Source organism: Hydrogenimonas thermophila (genome assembly GCF_900115615.1).
GTDB lineage: Bacteria > Campylobacterota > Campylobacteria > Campylobacterales > Hydrogenimonadaceae > Hydrogenimonas > Hydrogenimonas thermophila.
The window spans coordinates 13,865-32,475 of sequence record NZ_FOXB01000006.1; the positions used below are offsets into that span (position 1 = coordinate 13,865).

An 18,611-nucleotide genomic window follows, 5' to 3' on the forward strand; every position below is an offset into this window, starting at 1 on the left:
AATGCAAAATTTCGTATTTGTAGAGAGAGTTGACCCAAGAAAGCGCAATGTTGTAGAACGGATCAAAGATTTTAATGAGATTTATGAGGTATATAGTCAAAATGAAGCATCTAGTCAGTCAGAGCGATGTATTCAGTGTGGAGATCCGTACTGCCACAATAAATGCCCATTGCACAACTATATTCCTCAATGGCTAAAGGCTGTAGCAGACAAAGATTTAGAGTTGGCATTTAATCTTTCAAATGAGCCTTCACCATTCCCAGAAATTATGGGTCGAATTTGCCCTCATGACAGATTGTGTGAGGGTGATTGTACTCTTAATGATGGTTATGGTGCAATCACAATTGGACCTGTTGAGACATTTATTAATGAAGAGGGTTTTAAAGCTGGATTAAAACCTAAATTTGCTGATGAGAAAACAGGTAAAAGAGTAGCAATAGTTGGTGCAGGTCCAGCAGGTCTTTCTGCAGCAACTTATCTACTTCGTGCTGGAATAGATGTAGAAATTTTTGAGCGTGCTGACAGGCCAGGTGGACTTTTGACATATGGAATTCCAGGTTTTAAACTTGACAAAAATGTACTTTTCCGCCGTGTAAAATGGATGGAAGAGGCAGGACTAAAGATCCACTATGGCGTAGAAGTTGGAAAAGATAAGCCATTTGATGAGTTGACAAGAGATTTTGATGCTGTATTTATTGGTGTAGGTGCAACTAAACAAAGACGTCCAGGTATTCCAAATGAGAATGCCAAAGGATGTTTAATGGCTATGGATCTTTTAGTTAATGTTCAGCGAAAACAGTTTGGTGATTCATATAATAAGCAAGTGGATGTAAAAGATAAGCGCGTTGTTGTAATAGGCGGTGGTGACACTGCTATGGACTGCGTTCGTACATCATTGCGTGAAGGTGCAAGAAGCGTAACATGTCTTTATAGACGAGATGCTAGAAATATGCCTGGATCTCGCAAAGAGTATCTTAATGCAAAAGAGGAGGGTGTTGATTTTATTTTCAATGCATCTCCAAAACAGGTCATTGTTAATAATGATGGCGAAGTTATTGGAATTGAGATGCTTAAAACCGCTCTTGGAGAGCCTGATGAGAGTGGTAGACAACGCCTTAAAGAGATTGAAGGCAGTGAATTTAGGGTTGATGCTGATGTCATAATTTTCGCACTTGGTTTTACCCCAGTTCCATTTGAGTTTTTATCTGCAAATGGAATAGAGACAAACTCTTGGGGTGGAATTGAAATAGATGAAAACTTTGAAACATCTACCAAAGGTGTTTATGCCGGAGGAGACTGTAGAAGAGGGGCTGATCTTGTAGTTACAGCAGTTTATGATGGTCGTGAAGCTGCTAAAGCAATTATAAAAAATCTGTTGGGATAATCAGGTTGACTCCTTTTGTCAAAGAGGTTCAATCTGCTGCTAGAAAGCTATATGCAATTCTTTCAAAAGGATGGCATTATAGCTATTCTGTACATTCAGATATAGGAGCTGGAGGTGACAGAACAGCGGGGATTGACTCTTTGGCTGAAACAATCTATATAGACGCATTAAACAAGTTTGGACAGATTGACTCTGAAGAGAGTGGTATTATAGGTTGTAATAGTGCAACTAAAATTATAATAGATCCAATTGATGGCAGTGATAATGCCATTTCTGGTTTTCCATATTATGGATCTTCAATTGCTCTTGAGAGAGATGGTAAGGTTAAAGAAGCAGTTGTTGTAAACTTGGCAAATGGTGACTTTTTTTATAAAATTGACTCTGCATTAATGCGTGGAAAACTTAATTCAGATAATTTTGAGCCTGTTATTAAAAGAAAAGATGCCATGGTCGGTATATTTGAAAAAGCATATGCTTATCCAGTTTTATCACAAGCTCTTTTGAGTAAAAATATAAAATTTAGATCTCCCGGTGCAGTAGCGCTTTCTCTAGCTTACGCACATAATGTTAATTTTGTTATCTTTGCAGGTCCAAGACGCCGATACGATTTTGCAGCGGCGCTTTGTATGTGTGAAGGATTGGAAATTATTGAAGAAGATGAACTACTGATTGTAGCAAAATCGAGCCAACTAGCACAGAATTTACACCATCTAGCACTTGCTCAAAAAGGATAATAGATGAACTTTGGAAATATTTTTAAGAGTATACGAAAAGAGCATCCAAAGCCGGCAGAAGCACCAGCACACTGGATCAAATGTCCTAAATGTAATGCATTAATGTATTATAAAGAGATTGATGCAAACCATTATGTTTGTCCTAAGTGTGGCTATCATATGCGTCTGTCTGCAGATCAAAGAATCAAACTTTTAGCTGATGAGGGAACTTTTATAGAACACGACAGCAACCTTGAACCTGTTGATCCTCTTAAGTTTGTTGATAAAAAGAGTTATAAAAAGAGATTGGAAGAGGCAAAGAAAAAGAGTGGACGAACATCATCTGTTGTCAGTGGCTCTTGTAAAATAGATGGAGAGTCTGTTGAATTAGTTGTATTTGATTTTTCTTTTATGGGTGGTAGTTTAGGCTCTGTTGAAGGTGAAAAGATTGTTAGAGCTGTCAATCGTGCTTTAGAAAAAAGATGTGGTGTTGTAATTGTTAGTGCAAGTGGTGGTGCTAGAATGCAAGAGAGTACATATTCGCTAATGCAAATGGCAAAAACAAGTGCAGCATTGGCAAAACTTGATGATGAAAAGCTTCCATTTATCTCTGTACTTACAGATCCTACAATGGGAGGTGTGTCTGCATCATTTGCTATGCTTGGTGATATTATAATTGCGGAACCTGAAGCTTTAATTGGTTTTGCAGGACAACGTGTAATTAAACAGACTATTGGTGCAGATTTACCAGAAGGTTTTCAACGTTCAGAGTTTTTGCTAGAGCATGGTTTAATAGATAAAGTTGTACAAAGACGTGATTTAAAAAATACAATAGGTACACTGCTTAAGCTTTTTAGCAATGAAAAAAATAAAGATAATGATAATGAATTGAGTGTTGAAAATTGAAAATATATGCTTTATTAGACGAAGCTTCTTTGCAAAAATTTGGCTGGAATACAAAGCAGTTTGTTGAGCGGGCAAAAAATGTAGGTGCACAGATTATTCAGTATAGAAATAAAAATGGCTCACTAAAAGAGATTAAAAGTAGGTTGCAAGAGATTGTATCACTTTTTGACGGAATTGTGATTGTAAATGACTATCCAGAATTAGCTCATTTGTGTCACGGTCTTCATGTAGGACAAGAGGATTTAAAAAATTTTGGTGCTACATCTCATGAAGCTGTTTTAACTCTAAAGAAAAAAATAGGGGATTCTCGTTGGCTGGGAATCTCTACCCATAACGCAGAAGAGATAGAAATAGCCAATACTCTACCATTAAACTACATAGGTCTTGGAGCTTACCGAAATACTAATACAAAGTCTGATGCGAGAGTTTTAGGTGATGAGTTACCAAGACTTGCTGCACTATCACGTCATCCTGTTGCTGCAATTGGTGGTGTCACTTTAAGCGATAAAATAGATAATGTTACCTATCTGGTTATAGGTAGTGCTCTTTATAGATAAGGAGATGTTTTGATAAATATCAATGTAGTAGCTATTGCCAAGCCTGAAAAAGATTGCTACTCAGAAATTAGTGAGCATTTCATCAAAATGTCTAAAAGATTTGCCAAAGTAAATGCAATTGATATTTTTAATTCCAAAGTCACCAAAGCTCAAGATAGTGGAAAAACCAGTGCTCAAAAAGTTTATGAAGAACTTTTTTCTCCTTGGAGGCAACGTGGTTTTACAATAGCTCTGGATCCATCTGCTAAAGAGATGAAGAGTGAAGATTTCTCTAAACTTTTGTCAGATAAATCTGAAGTAACCTTTTTTATTGGAGGAGCTTTTGGGCATAGCAAAGAGTTCTTAAAACAGTGTGACAGAGTTATTAGTTTATCTCAGCTAACAATGAGTCATAAGATTGCAAAATTGGTACTTTTTGAACAAATTTATCGTGCTTTAACAATTCAATTTAATCATCCATATCATAAATGAAAATTTTAGGACAATTTGGATAATATAAAATAATTTTTATCAAGGAGAGATACGTGCGGGAGAATGATATCAGGTTTTTTAAGCAGATGCTTGAAGAGAGACGTGAGCAAATTCTAAAGAATATAGAAGGAAGTTCAAAAGAGCTGGATGAATTGCATGAAAGCCATGATGTTATGGATGAAGGTGATATTGCTTCTGTTTCAGCAGACAATTTAATTAATGAAGAGATTATGGCATCTCAACAGAAAGAGTTAGAGGAAATAGATGAAGCATTAGGAAAAATATCGCAAGGAGTCTATGGAGTTTGTGAAATGTGTGAAGAGCCAATAGGAATGCAGAGATTGAAAGTTAAACCATTTGCAAAATATTGCATAACCTGCAGGCAAATAGCAGAAAAAAGTCCTGCATAATTAAAAAAATAAGGAGAGTCATATGCATTTAAAAAGGTATACATTTGCTTCAATTATTTTGATTGCAGCAGTAAGCTTTTATGTTTATAAAATGGTGTCTACTGGTACATATACTTTAGAACTGTTAGGAATAAATATTTCACTTCCTATAGCAGTATGGAGTGTTGTACCTATGACTCTCCTTTTTTTAGCTTCATTTATACATATATTATATTATGGATTCAAAGATTATTTGAGAAGAAAGAGAGTTTCTCGTGATATTGACAAGCTTGCTGATGCACTTTTTTGGGATGTTTTAAAAGAGTCAAAAAAACATAACTATACTGATAAAGAGATAAGAAAAATTGGTGTAGTACTAGATATGGGATGTGATAACTTTTTAAAAGTAGACAAAAAAAAGTGTCATGAACATATTAGAGATGCTATCGATATAGTTACTGCTATTAAACATGGTGAGTTTGTTGATTTGAAAAAGATTAATCTTGATAAATCTAATCCATTAACAGTACAAAACTGGCTCAATTTTCTTAAAGCTGAACCTGCTAGAGCAGAAGAGATTTTAAGAAAATCAGAATCTTATGACCAAAAAGTTGTTAATGAAGCTGTCAAGATTTTTGTTGAAAGTGCTAATGAACAGCAGCTGGAAAAGTATGCACATCTTATTAATAATGACTCATTAATACATCTTTTAGATACAATGTCAAAACGTGATGAAAAAGATAAAATATCTCTTGAATTGATAGATAAGCTTTTAATGCAAAAAAGTTTGTCAAATTGTGACTACCTGCTTCTTGCTCGTAAGTTAAGTAAACTATATACACCTCATGCTCTTCTTTCATTCTTTGAAAAGCTTGTTGCTAGAGATGAGAGAGCGTTTAAAGCCTATATTTTTATATTAATAGAGTTTGAAATGCTAGATAGAGCAAATGAACTACTTGAAGATACACAACATGATGAATATCTTGATTTTAAAGCTTTCTTGGACCTTCGTAAAGCTGGTAAACACTACCCTATAAATCTTCTTTTACAACAGTGCTGATATTTAGCATTTAATGCGTAGTTTTATAAGAAACTACGCATCACTTATTGTACACTTCATGCTAAAAAGGTTTTAAATTGAGTCAAATATTAGATTTTTCTAAACCACTTTATGTTTTAGCTCCTCTTGCAGGTTTGACTGATTTACCATTTAGAAGTGTTGTTAAAAAGTTTGGTGCAGATTTAACAGTCAGTGAAATGATCAGTTCTAATGCACTGGTGCATAACAGTAAAAAGAGTCTTAAAATGGTTGAAAAGAGTCCATTTGAGACTCCTTATTCTGTTCAGATAGCTGGTTCTGATGAGTTGATTGTCAAAGGTGCTGTTGAGATACTTAATGAAATTGACGGGATTGATATTATTGATCTAAATTGTGGCTGTCCTGTTCCAAAAATTGTTTCACATGGCTCTGGAAGTTCTTTACTACAAGATCTTGATAAAATGGGGAAGATTATTAAAACCATTAAAGAGACATCTAAAAAATCTATGACAAGTGTAAAGATACGTATAGGTTTTCAGGAGAAAAGACCCATTGAAATAGCAAAAGTTTGTGAAGCAAATGGAGCAGATTTTATAGCTGTACATGGTCGTACAAGGGCAGGTAAGTTTAAGAGTGAAGTTGACTATGATGCAATACGTCAAATTAAAAGTGCTGTCTCTATACCGGTAATAGCAAATGGTGATATTACAAGCTATGAAAAAGCTCAGTGGGTATTGGACTTTACTGAGGCAGATGGAGTAATGATTGGACGTGGTGCAGTTGGAAATCCTTGGATCTTCTATCAGCTTAAACATGGTGAAAAAGATATTGATCCATTACTAAAGAAAGAGATAATCTTAGAGCACTTTGATCAAATGATTAAGTTTTATGGTGATTATGGAGCTGTACTCTTTAGAAAACATCTTCATACATACTCTAAAGCTGGATATAGAGGAGCTTCTGAGTTTAGAGATAGAGTTAATCGTATCTCTGAACCAGCGCAGATGAGAGAGTTGATAGATATATTTTTTAATCCAGAAAATCTATTAACTAAACTATAATCTTTCCTCTTTTGTAGCATTCTCCTTGAATGCTTCATATGCATCAGGATGATTCTCTTTTAAAAAATTGTTTAATTGTTTTTTATTTGCTTCAAACAGTTGATTGAAACTATCTTCATCTTCTATAATAGAAGCTTGAGAAAATGAGTCTAAAAGTATGTTTGAATTTCCAAGTAGCATCAAATATTGTCTTTCATTAAACTCTAAAAGAACAATTCTGTTTTGTCTATCTATAGGTTTTTGATATCTTATAATTGCCTCTGGAATAGGTGATATCTGTTGATTTTTTGGCATTAACCAACCCGCGCCTTTAATACTTGAGGTGCCAATACCTCTTTTTTTAATTAAAAAGAGTACAACAAGTAAAAATAACATTATGCCTATAACTGTCCAATAACGCCAGCCCGGTAGAGTGTCAGAGTCATTTTTTAAATTTATAGGTTGTGATTGAGAAGATTGATTTGTATATTCATATGATGGTTTAATAGATGTTTTTTGACTTGATATTTCAGATGGTACTATACGTAATCTTAATCCAAATCTATCTAATGTCCTAGAAGCTTCAACTTTTAATTTTTTTGATGCTGAAGTAATTTTGATCATAATACTTTCACTATCAGCTCTTGTAATAGTAATAGATGATACAAGAGAGTTTTGCAACTGTTTTGAGAATGGTTGCTGAAGTTGTACATTGCTTAAAAAGATATTTACAGTTCTCTCATCTTTTGCTTGACGAATTTTTCCATCATAAGGTGTATCAAAAGAGAGCATTAAATCAACACGATTTTCACGATCATAAATGTTTTGATTTAAAAGTGTGGCACTTAACAGTAAGTTGGTAAATAGGATTAAAGCAAACAGATATTTCATTGTTTCTCCCGCGCCAAATAGTAAAGTACTGCATCAGCATCCAATATTTCATTAATACGTATTGCAAGGTTATGCTCATAGACCATAACTTCACCTTTGCCTATAATTCTTCCATTTACATATGTTTCAACACTTTCACCTGCAGGCTTATGTAAGTCAATTACAGAACCTACACCTAAATGCAAAATTTCATTTAATGTTAACTCTGTTTCGCCAAGATAAGCTGTAATCTCTACCTCAATATCAAGTAGAGGTGTAAAGTTAAAGATATCCTTTTCTTCAGGAAGTTCTGTTGTTTGTTCACTATTTTTATCAGCCATGTTCCTCTTCTGTTATCTCTTTTGTCTGTATTGCAATACAGCGATTATCTATCTTAAATAGTAATGTTTCAATTTTAGGTTCAAGTCTATTTATACCTGCAAACTTTGGAGTTTTGATATCATAATCTAAATCTTGATTATGTGCAAGCATCTTTGCATGACCAACTATAAAATTTGCAAGCTCTTTTGTTAAATCCTCCAGAGTCTCTTCATCTGGATTATCATCAAATAAAAGAATATTAGAAAGTTTTTTTAGTGTGGGTTTTTGAACCCAAATTGTTGCAATTTGCTCTTTTGAATAGCTTCTATATGGTATCGTTGCAGTATATGCAGAGTGGTTAGGTATATTTTTACATTCTTCAAGTTTCAAACCAAACTCATTTTCAAATACATGATGCATTGATACATTAAGCAGATTATTCACAATGATAACCTTTTTTCTTTGATTATAGAATAAAATATTTGAATTATGCATTAATAGTGTTTTGGTATTAAACACTGATTTTGTATAATGAGAAGATTTTTTTACTTATTTTGTGATTTTAGACTTAACTTTTGGATTTAAATGGAAATTTCACTTATTTTAATTGGTATTGTTGTTGGTGGTTTATCAGGTTTTTTTGGAATTGGTGGAGGGACAATACTTGTTCCTACACTAATTTTAATGGGCTATGACATTAAAGCTGCAGTTGGAATCTCTGTTATGCAGATGGTTTTTAGCTCTCTATATGGTTCATGGCTTAATCACCGCAAAGGTAACTTGAATCTCAAAGATGGACTTGTTATAGGATTTGGAGGGTTTGTTGGTGCTCTTGGCAGTGGATGGCTTGTAAGCAGTGTACCTGAGATTGTACTTGAGTCAATGTTTGTTGCTGTTGTTCTTTTTGCTCTTTACAGATTTTTTCATACATCAGCTAACTCATTAAGTGAAGATATTCATACAGTTCCTTCATATATACTTGGTATTGTAGGTGCATTTATTGGTCTGTTTGCAATATCTATGGGTATAGGAGGATCGATTCTTTTAACGCCTATTTTAGTTGGTTTTTTACACTATCCTCTTAAAAAGGCAGTCTCTGCTGGGCTATTTTTTGTGGTATTTTCATCTATATCGGGCTTTATAAGTCTCTCTATTTCTGGACATATTGACTATATTGATGGCTTAGTTATAGGAATAGCATCTCTGTTGGGTGTACAGATAGGGATCTGGATAGCAAGCAAGACAGGACAAAAGAAGCATAAAAATGCATTAATTGTTTTATATGTTATTATCTTGGTTTTAATGCTAAAAAAGCTTTTTGGAATATAAGATTTTAAGGAGTAGTTCCTAGTGGATAAAATAAAAATTTTTGGTGCAAGAGAAAATAATCTAAAATCAGTCAATTTAGAGATACCTAAAAACAAGCTTGTTGTCTTTACAGGTTTAAGCGGCAGTGGAAAAAGTACATTGGCTTTTGATACACTTTATGCGGAAGGGCAGCGCCGTTATATAGAATCGCTCTCATCATATGCAAGACAATTTTTAGATAGGGTTGGAAAACCTGATGTTGACAAAATTGAGGGCTTGACACCTGCTATTGCAATAGATCAGAAAACTACTTCAAAAAACCCTCGCTCAACGGTAGGAACCATTACAGAAATATATGATTATCTTCGTCTTCTATATGCAAGGGTAGGAAAACAGTATTGTCATCTTTGTGGAAGAGCTATTTCGCAAATGAGTGCAAGTGACATTATTGAACAGGTTCTTAAGCTGCCAGAGGGTGCAAAGCTAGTTATTATGGCACCTTTAGTGCGAGAAAAGAAAGGTAGTTTTGCAGATTTGATAGAGTCACTGCGCCATAAAGGATATGTTAGAGCTCACATAGATGGTGTAATGGTTCGTTTGGATGAAGATGTAGAGCTTAGTAAGACAAAAAAGCATACTATTAAAGCAGTCATAGACCGCGTTGCTGTTAAAGAGGGATCTAAAGAGAGGATTGCACAAGATATCGAGAAAGCTTTAAATGAGAGTTATGGTGAAGTAGAGATTGAAGTGCTAAATCATGAAGATATGAATTGTGCTCCTTTAATTCACTATAGTGAACATTTGGCATGTTTTCATTGTAAGGTAAGTTTTGATCCTCTTGAGCCTTTGAGTTTCTCTTTTAACTCTCCAAAAGGTGCTTGTCCTACATGTGATGGTTTAGGTCTTCGCTATACACTTGATTTAAATCGTGTTATAGATCAGCATTTAAGTATTAGTGAAGGTGCAATTAAAACTCTTTATGGTTTTAATAAAGGGTACTATTTTGGATTTTTAAAAGCCTTTTGTGAAACAGTTGATATAGATATAAACAAGCCGTATGAAGAGCTTGAGCCACATCAGCAAAAACAGATTCTCTATGGCACTCCAGATAAGGTTACCTTTACTTGGAAGCGTCATAAGTTAGAGAAGGTGTGGCCTGGAATTATTAAAATCTCATACGATATGCTAAAAGAGGATAAAGAGTTTGGCGAATATATGACAGAGAAGGTGTGTGACAGCTGTAATGGTCATCGCTTAAAGCCTGAATCTCTTGCTGTTAAAGCCGGTGGTAAGACAATTGCTGAAATTATAGATATGCCAATAGAGGAGTGTTACGCTTTTTTCAATAATGAAGAGAGTTTCAGTGATTTAAGTGAACAGCAAAAGATGATAGCCGCTCCAATTTTAAAAGAGATTCAAGAGCGACTCTTTTTTCTCTATGATGTAGGTCTTGGCTATTTGACTTTAGGTCGTGATGCTAGAACAATAAGCGGAGGAGAGGCTCAGCGTATTAGAATTGCTAGTCAGATAGGAAGCGGTTTAACTGGTGTAATGTATGTGCTAGATGAACCAAGTATCGGGCTGCATGAACGTGATACTCAAAAGCTTATTCGTACTCTTAAATCATTGCAGAAAAAAGGTAACAGTGTTATTGTTGTAGAGCATGATAAAGAGACAATAGAAGCTGCTGATTTTATTGTTGACATTGGACCTGGAGCTGGTAAGTTTGGAGGTGAGGTTATATTTGCCGGTACACTGGATGAACTTAAGAAGGCAAATACACTTACCGCTGACTATTTGACTGGGCGTAAAGAGATTAAATATTTCTATCGGCGACCTCAAAAAGAGTGGCTTGAGATTAAAAATGTAAATATTAACAATATTGTAAATCTTTCAACAAAGATTCCTCTGCGTAATCTAGTCTGTATTACTGGTGTTAGTGGAAGTGGTAAAAGTTCATTAATTCTACAAACCCTTCTTCCTGCAGCAAAAGAGATCCTTAACCGTGCAAAAAAAGTAAATAAGGTTGATGGCGTAGAGATTACAGGATTGGATCATTTAGATAAAGTAATATATTTGGATCAAAGCCCTATAGGCAGAACTCCAAGAAGTAATCCTGCAACATATACAGGTGTAATGGATGAGATTAGACAACTTTTTGTAAAAACAAAAGAGGCTCAAATACGAGGATATAAGCCTGGTAGATTTAGTTTTAATGTTAAAGGTGGACGTTGTGAAAAGTGTCAAGGAGAAGGTGAAATAAAGATAGAGATGCACTTTTTGCCCGATATTATGGTTAAGTGTGATGCTTGTAAGGGCAAACGTTACAATCCTCAAACATTGGAAATTACATATAAAGGGAAAAATATTGCCGATGTACTGGCTATGAGTGTAGATGAGGCTCTTTATTTTTTTGAGCATATTCCAAAAATTTTTACAAAGCTTAAGACCCTTCAAGATGTAGGATTAGGATACATCACTTTAGGACAAAATGCAGTAACTCTCTCAGGCGGTGAAGCTCAAAGAATTAAACTGGCTAAAGAGCTTAGCAGACGAGATACGGGCAATACTCTATATATTCTTGATGAACCTACAACAGGTCTGCATTTTGCAGATGTAGATCGTCTTACAAAAGTGCTGCACCATTTAGTTTCGCTTGGCAATACTGTTTTAGTAATTGAACACAATCTTGATATGATAAAAAATGCTGACTATATTATTGATATTGGTCCTGAAGGTGGCAGTAAAGGTGGAAAGGTTATTGCTTCAGGAAATCCTGAAGAGGTTGCAAAAAGTGCAGAAGAGACAGGAAGTTACACAGGAAAGTTTTTGAAAAAAGAGTTAAAAATATCAAAATAAAATTTAAAGGTTTATACAATGGTCAATTCTCAGTTGATTGAAAAGATTAGTGCTTTGCCTCCATTGCCAAAAACTGTTAAAGATATAGAGAAAGCTTATGAAGATCCAAATGTTAATGCAAAAAAGATTGCTGATATTTTGGAACAGGATCCTTTAATAATAGCAGATCTGTTAAAATTGCTTAATTCGCCATCTTATGGATTAAGAAAAGAGGTAAATAGTATAGAACAGGCAGTAGCACTTATTGGAATGAAGAGTGTAAAAGATCTTGTAGTGAACTTATCTGTTAGAAATATTTTAAGAACTGACCTTTCACCTTATGGAATTAGTAGTGAAAGATTTGCAAAAGTATCACAGTTTCAAAGCTTTTTGGCACAAAGTTTGATGAAAAATGTAAATCCACAAAAAGTTGACAAAGTTCGATTGCAAGCTTTGCTACAAGAGATAGGAAAAGTGGTAATTGCAGATGAACTTCTGCTTGAAGGAGAAGATGCACCATTTAAAGCTGAACTTCAGGCTGGATGGGATATTCGTGAAATAGAAAAAAATTATATGGATGTTACAACTGCTGAAGTTAGTTCTGCAATGCTTAGTTACTGGCAATTTGATCAAGCATTTGTAGATGGAATAAAGTGGGCTGACATACCAAGTCAGGCTGATGAAGAGTTTAAAGATGAAGCTTTGATATTGCGTATAGCATCTGAGTTAGTGAATGTAACGGAGCCTTTGTCTGATAAAAGTAAAAAACGGGCTATGGATTATATTCAAAAGTTAGGTTTATCTATAGAGCTATTTGAAACCATTTTTAAAGAATTAACAGAGCGATGGAGTAAGTAAAAATAATGAAAACATTAACGGTAATTGATACTTTTGGATTTTTCTTTAGAAGTTTTTATGCACTACCGCCTCTTAAAAACTCTCAAGGTTTCCCAACAGGTCTTTTGACAGGGTTTGCAAATCTCATCTACAATTTAGAAAAAGAGTATCCAACTGATTATCTTCTATTTGCGTTAGATGCTCCAGGTCCCAGTTTTCGTCAAAAAATAGATCCAAACTATAAAGCACAGCGTCCAGAGGCACCACCAGAACTTAAACAGCAGTTACCTGTGGCAATAGAGTGGATCGAAAAGATGGGACTAAGCAAACTTAGTTTAGAAAATTTCGAAGCTGATGATGTTATAGCTTCAATGGTAAAGTGTGCAAAAGAGCAAGGAATAAAGGTACGCATAGTAAGTCACGATAAAGATCTTTACCAACTTGTTGATGATGGTAAAGTTGTACTATTTGATCCAATGAAAAAGGTAGAGATGGATGAAGAGGGAGTTTATCAAAAATATGGAGTACATCCTCGCCAGTTTACCGACTATCAGGCACTAATTGGAGATAGTTCAGATAATGTTCCCGGAGTTCCCGGTATTGGACCAAAGACTGCCGTTAAATTATTGAGTCAGTTTGATACGCTTGATAATATATATGCAAAAATTGACGAGGTAAAACCAGAGCGTATAAAAAATCTTTTGATCAAGCATAAAGATGATGCATACAGAAGTAAAGAGTTGGTAACACTTAGAAGTGATATATTTGATAATTGTGACTTAACAGCTTTTAGTATGCCACCAAATGATCCTCTTGTTAATATTAAAGATGAACTTGAAAAGTATGAACTTAGAAATATTTTACGTCGTATAGAGAAAGAGACTAGTGTTGGCACTGTTAATGAGCCTAAAAAAAAGAGTTTATCATTTGAACCAGTTTTGATAGATAATGCCCGTAAACTTTTTGAAGTTTTAGAGAGTATAGATGATGATGCACTGGTAAGTTTTGATACTGAAACAGATGCACTTGATACTAAAACAGCATCTATTGTAGGGTTTAGTTTCTGTTTTGAAGAGTCAAAGGCTTACTATGTTCCTATTGCGCACAACTATCTTGGTGTAGGTTCTCAAGTATCTCTTGAAGATGCAAAAAAAGCACTTGAGATTCTTTTTAAAAAGCGTCTCTTTGGTCATAATTTGAAGTTTGATCTTGGACTTTTATATAAGGTTTTTGGATTTGATGAGGTAGAGCCATTTGCAGATACAATGCTTTTAGCTTGGCTTGTTGACCCTGAAGGGGCTGTAGGTCTAGATCGTTTATCTATGCGTTACTTTGATTATGAAATGGTTTCATTTAAAGATACAGTTAAAAAAGGTGAAAACTTTAGCAGTGTGCATATAGAAGAGGCTTGCAAGTATGCAGCAGAAGATGCATGGATGAGTTATAAGCTTTACTTTAAACTTATAGAGATTTTAAAGTTACAAGGAGCAGAGCATCTAATTAGTGAAGCTAAAAATATAGAGTATCCTTTTATCAATCTTCTTATCTGTATGGAGCATCACGGTATTGCAATAGATATAGATCGCTTTGAATCACTTAAAAATGAGATTTCAGGAAGATTAAAAGAGTTAACATCACAAATTTATGAGTTGGCAGGGCAAGAGTTTAACATTAACTCTCCAAAACAGCTTGGGCATATACTTTTTGAAGTTCTTGAATTGCCAACTGGCAAAAAGACGAAAACAGGTTACAGTACAAATGAGAAGGTTTTGGATTCTCTTAAAGATGCTCATCCTATTATTCCAAAGATACAAGATTTTCGTGAACTGCATAAGCTTATGAGCACCTACATAGACCCTCTGCTTAAGCTTGGCAAAAAAGACTCAAAGCATAGAATTTATACATCATTTATGCAAACTGGAACTGCTACAGGAAGACTTAGTTCAAAAAATCCAAATCTTCAAAATATTCCAGTAAAAACAGAAGAGGGTAGACGCATTAGAGAAGGGTTTATTGCTAGTGAAGGTTATAAACTAGTTGGAATTGACTATTCACAAATTGAGTTACGCTTTTTGGCACACTTTTCTGAAGATCCGGTATTGACTAAAGCTTTTAAAGATAATAAAGATATTCATATGGAGACTGCAATCAAACTTTTTGGACCTGAAGAGGCAGCATCTAAGCGTAATATTGCAAAAACAGTTAATTTTGGACTTCTTTACGGCATGGGTAGTCGTAAGCTTTCGCAAACATTAGGCATCTCTACCAAAGAGGCTAAAGTAATTATAGAAAACTACTTTGCATCATTTCCTACAGTTAAAGAGTTTCTTTTATCTATAGAGTCTAAAGCAAAAGAGCAAGGATATGTAGAGACTCTGCTGGGTCGCCGCCGGTACTTTGATTTTGAACATGCCAATGCTATGCAGATGGCAGCATATTTACGTGAAGCAGGTAATACTCTTTTTCAAGGAAGTACAGCCGATTTAATAAAAATGGCTATGTTAAATATACATAAGATGATTAAAGAGCAAAATCTAGATGCTGCAATATTGTTGCAAATTCATGATGAATTGATTTTTGAGATCAAAGATGAAGAAGCAGAGCTTTTAGCAAGTAAATTCTCACAAATTATGGTTGAGTCTATTAAGTTAAATGTACCACTAAAAACAAGCATAAATATTGGAAAAAGATGGAGTGAACTGAAATAAAAATTAAATTAACGATTAAAAGTCTATTTTACCAATTAATTTAATATATTATGCTACTATATCGAGATAAAAATTATGGAGCAAGTCACATGAAAAGAGTCATAGATTATATTCTTTCTATGCATAGTGCAATCATTTTGATGCTTATTTTTGCATTTTCAATAGGTGCCGCTACCTTTATTGAAAATGATTATGGAACAGAGACTGCAAAGGCACTTGTTTATAATGCCAAATGGTTTGAGTTTTTACTATTTCTGTTAGCGGTCAATCTAATATTCAATATCATACGTTATCGTATGTGGCATCCAGGAAAACGTTTAGTGTTTCTTTTTCATGCATCTTTTATTGTAATACTTATAGGTGCAGCTGTAACTCGTTATATTGGATATGAAGGAATGATGCATATCCGTGAAGGCTCAAGTAGTAATGAAATTATAAGTGATAGGACATTTATACAGTTAGAAGCAGCAAAAAATGGTAAACATCTTGTGTATGCAAAACCTGTAATTTTTTCTAGAATAGGTAGCAATCATATTAAACAAGATATTGTTGTTAATAATGAAGAATTGACTCTTGAAGTATTAAGATATATCCCTAATGCAGTTGAAAAGATTGTAGAAGATAATACAGGTAAAGCTATTATCTCTTTAATGATAGCATATGGAGAAACTCCTATGCAGATTACACTAAAAGCAGGTGAGAGTTATGAAACTCCTGCTTTTGTAATTGCATTTGAAAAAAGTATGCAAAGTAGTAAACCAGTTATTGAAATAGATATGAAAGATGGAAAACTTTTTGCCAAACTTCCTTTTGCTCTTCAATATTTGAAAATGAGTGACAGAAGTTCAGGTATGTTGAAAGAGGGGAATCAGGAATTACAAACAAGACATCTATATAGTGGTTCAGGAGTTAATTTTGTTATAAAACAGGCATATGAACATGCAAAGGTAGTAATATCAAGTGCAGATACAAAATCTGCTGGTCCTATGATGAGAAATGCTCTTGATGCTGTTGAGATGAAGCTTACAATGGGTCAAACTTCTAAAATTGTCACAGTATATGGAACAAAGGGACAGCCTGGAGAAAAAGTGCATACAACATTAAATGGTTGGAACATAGCTGTTAGTTATGGATCTAGAATTATTAAACTTCCATTTGAAATAAAACTTGTTGATTTTCAACTTGAGAGATACCCTGGTTCTATGAGTCCTTCATCTTATGCAAGTGAAGTAATTGTAATTGATCCAAAAAATGGTGTAAAAATGCCATTTAGAATCTATATGAACCATGTTCTTGATTATCAAGGATATAGATTTTTCCAAAGCTCTTATGATATGGATGAGAAAGGAACAATATTGTCAGTAAACCATGATCCAGGAACTCTGCCAACATATATAGGCTATATAATGCTTACAATAGGCATCTTTGGCTCTATGCTAACATATTCAAGTCGTTTTCAAATTTTAATGCGTCGTGCAAGAGATTTACAGAAACTTGCAAAAAAACATTTACCTATGGTTGCATTGTTACTATTTACTAGTTTGATCTCAACTCCAATATATGCAAGTGATGATGCAAAAAAATATAATTTGCCTGTTATTCAAAAAGAACATGCTAAAAAGTTTGGTGAACTTTTAGTTCAAGATAATGGTGGACGGATTGAACCAATAGATACATTGGCAAGAGAAGTTTTACGCAAAATTACACGTAAAGAGTCTCATTTTGGTTTAAATGCTGATCAGATTTTCTTGAGTATGATTGTACGTCCTGAAAATTGGCAAGAGGTTCCTCTAATAAAGATATCACTACCTGGTGTAAATGAAATTTTAGGAATAAATCCTAAAACAAAATATGCAAAATTCAATGATTTTTTTGACTTTTCAAAAGAAGAGAATTATAAACTTGGTAAACTGGTTGAAGATATTACACGCAAACGACCAGCTGAGCGAACTAAACTAGATAAAGAGATTTTAAGAGTAGATGAACGAGTAAATGTAATGTATATGACATTTACTGGATCACTACTGCGTATATTTCCAAATCCAAAAGATAAAACAGGACGATGGTATGCTCCATTAGATGCTATAAACCATTTTGATGAAAAAAATGGTAAGTTTGTGCAAGCAATTTTAGCTAGTTATTTCAGTAATATAGATTCAAGTTTAAAAAACAAAGACTGGAGCAAAGCAGATAAAGCTTTAGAGGTTATTAAAGAGTATCAAGAGTTTTATGGAGCTGCAATTATTCCTTCTAAAGGACGTATTGAAGCCGAACTTTTTATGAATGAATTTAAACCTTTTCAACGATTAATTCCAATATATCTAGGGTTAGGCTTTATATTATTGTTACTATCAATATATCATGTAATTAAGCCTAAATTTAATTTGCAACTACCTGTAAAAGTTGCTATGGGATTATTGATATTTGGTTTTTTTGTTCAAACTACAGGTTTAGGTTTAAGATGGTATATTTCTGGACACGCTCCTTGGAGCAATGGGTATGAGTCTATGCTCTATATCTCTTGGGCAACACTTCTTGCTGGATTTATCTTTTCTAAAAAATCACCTATTACTTTGGCAGCTACAGGAATTTTATCTGGACTTATTCTGTTTGTAGCACATCTAAATTGGCTTGATCCAGAAATTACAAATCTTGTTCCTGTATTGAAATCATACTGGCTTATGATACATGTTGCTGTTATTACTGCTAGTTATGGTTTTCTTGGTTTAGGTGCACTTCTTGCTTTTATTACTCTTTGGCTGTACATTATAAAAGAGAAGAAAAATAGGGTGAATATAGAGTATTCAATTAGAGAATTAACTCACATTAATGAAATGAGCCTTATTTTTGGTTTGGCTCTTCTTACAGTTGGAAACTTTTTAGGTGGTGTATGGGCAAATGAGAGCTGGGGACGATACTGGGGATGGGACCCTAAAGAGACCTGGGCTCTTGTAACTATATTGGTATATGCTGCAGTTGTTCATCTTAGGTTTGTTAAGTCAATGAGAGGAATATTTGCATTTAATGTTGCATCTCTTTTGGCATTTAGTTCTGTAGTTATGACATATTTTGGAGTTAACTACTATCTTTCAGGTATGCATTCATATGCAAAAGGTGATCCGGTTCCTATTCCAACATTTGTTTACTATGTAGTTGTTATAGTAGTTATTACAATAATACTTGCTTATCGAAAAAGAGAATTACTGCCTATAAAGCAGAAAAAGTAAAGA

The 18,611-nt window shown here is 34.2% G+C and carries 16 protein-coding genes; 13 read left to right on the forward strand and 3 right to left on the reverse strand.

The genetic code is table 11. The annotated features are described in order from the left end of the window. Window position 1 precedes the first annotated feature (1 nt). From BM227_RS03295 to BM227_RS03330, 8 genes are all read left to right on the forward strand, one after another. Entirely contained in the window at window positions 2–1,384 is a 1,383-nt protein-coding gene (locus BM227_RS03295) for a glutamate synthase subunit beta (protein WP_092911179.1), read from the forward strand. A gap of 5 nt (window positions 1,385–1,389) precedes the next feature. Next, window positions 1,390–2,118, forward strand: a complete 729-nt coding sequence (locus BM227_RS03300; RefSeq protein ID WP_092911181.1) for an inositol monophosphatase family protein — start codon at window positions 1,390–1,392, stop codon at window positions 2,116–2,118. 3 nt (window positions 2,119–2,121) lie between these two features. Further along, the gene (gene accD / locus BM227_RS03305; protein ID WP_092911182.1) at window positions 2,122–3,003 is read left to right on the forward strand and encodes an acetyl-CoA carboxylase, carboxyltransferase subunit beta; all 882 of its coding nucleotides are present in this window, start codon (window positions 2,122–2,124) and stop codon (window positions 3,001–3,003) included. Beyond that, a complete protein-coding gene (locus BM227_RS03310) occupies window positions 3,000–3,560 on the forward strand; it encodes a thiamine phosphate synthase (RefSeq protein ID WP_092911184.1) in 561 nt (186 codons plus the stop codon). Before accD ends, BM227_RS03310 begins: the two co-directional genes overlap by 4 nt. Before the next feature lie 12 nt (window positions 3,561–3,572). Then, entirely contained in the window at window positions 3,573–4,031 is a 459-nt protein-coding gene (locus BM227_RS03315) for a 23S rRNA (pseudouridine(1915)-N(3))-methyltransferase RlmH (RefSeq protein ID WP_092911301.1), read from the forward strand. A gap of 53 nt (window positions 4,032–4,084) precedes the next feature. Next, a complete protein-coding gene (gene dksA / locus BM227_RS03320; RefSeq protein ID WP_092911186.1) occupies window positions 4,085–4,441 on the forward strand; it encodes an RNA polymerase-binding protein DksA in 357 nt (118 codons plus the stop codon). 22 nt (window positions 4,442–4,463) lie between these two features. Further along, entirely contained in the window at window positions 4,464–5,480 is a 1,017-nt protein-coding gene (locus BM227_RS03325; protein WP_092911188.1) for a hypothetical protein, read from the forward strand. Between the two features lie 77 nt (window positions 5,481–5,557). Then, complete coding sequence (locus BM227_RS03330) at window positions 5,558–6,520, forward strand: tRNA dihydrouridine synthase (protein ID WP_092911190.1); 963 nt, start codon at window positions 5,558–5,560, stop codon at window positions 6,518–6,520. Here the strand turns inward: BM227_RS03330 and BM227_RS03335 are convergent. Genes BM227_RS03335 through BM227_RS03345 form a run of 3 tightly spaced genes read right to left on the reverse strand, consistent with a single transcriptional unit; the run spans window position 6,515 to window position 8,134 of the window. After that, complete coding sequence (locus BM227_RS03335) at window positions 6,515–7,390, reverse strand: hypothetical protein (protein ID WP_092911192.1); 876 nt, start codon at window positions 7,388–7,390, stop codon at window positions 6,515–6,517. The genes BM227_RS03330 and BM227_RS03335 overlap by 6 nt on opposite strands. Beyond that, entirely contained in the window at window positions 7,387–7,710 is a 324-nt protein-coding gene (fliN, locus tag BM227_RS03340; protein ID WP_092911193.1) for a flagellar motor switch protein FliN, read from the reverse strand. Before fliN ends, BM227_RS03335 begins: the two co-directional genes overlap by 4 nt. After that, the gene (locus BM227_RS03345) at window positions 7,703–8,134 is read right to left on the reverse strand and encodes a hypothetical protein (RefSeq protein ID WP_092911195.1); all 432 of its coding nucleotides are present in this window, start codon (window positions 8,132–8,134) and stop codon (window positions 7,703–7,705) included. The genes fliN and BM227_RS03345 overlap by 8 nt, the downstream gene beginning before the upstream one ends. Window positions 8,135–8,275: 141 nt before the next feature. On the opposite strand from BM227_RS03345, the gene BM227_RS03350 reads away from it, so the two are divergent. The 5 genes from BM227_RS03350 to BM227_RS03370 all read left to right on the forward strand — a co-directional run bounded on the left by BM227_RS03350 (window position 8,276) and on the right by BM227_RS03370 (window position 18,608). Then, window positions 8,276–9,019: a sulfite exporter TauE/SafE family protein gene (locus BM227_RS03350; RefSeq protein WP_092911197.1), complete on the forward strand. Its 744-nt coding sequence runs from the start codon at window positions 8,276–8,278 to the stop codon at window positions 9,017–9,019. Window positions 9,020–9,040: 21 nt separating this feature from the next. Beyond that, a complete protein-coding gene (uvrA, locus tag BM227_RS03355; protein WP_092911199.1) occupies window positions 9,041–11,857 on the forward strand; it encodes an excinuclease ABC subunit UvrA in 2,817 nt (938 codons plus the stop codon). 18 nt (window positions 11,858–11,875) lie between these two features. Beyond that, window positions 11,876–12,694: an HDOD domain-containing protein gene (locus tag BM227_RS03360; protein ID WP_092911201.1), complete on the forward strand. Its 819-nt coding sequence runs from the start codon at window positions 11,876–11,878 to the stop codon at window positions 12,692–12,694. A gap of 5 nt (window positions 12,695–12,699) precedes the next feature. Next, window positions 12,700–15,381 carry a DNA polymerase I gene (gene polA / locus BM227_RS03365; protein WP_177201972.1) on the forward strand — a complete coding sequence of 894 codons (2,682 nt, stop codon included), beginning with the start codon at window positions 12,700–12,702 and terminating at the stop codon, window positions 15,379–15,381. An 89-nt stretch (window positions 15,382–15,470) separates the two neighbouring features. Continuing rightward, window positions 15,471–18,608 (forward strand): cytochrome c biogenesis protein CcsA, encoded by a 3,138-nt coding sequence (locus BM227_RS03370; protein ID WP_092911205.1) that lies wholly within the window; start codon window positions 15,471–15,473, stop codon window positions 18,606–18,608. Window positions 18,609–18,611 lie beyond the last annotated feature (3 nt).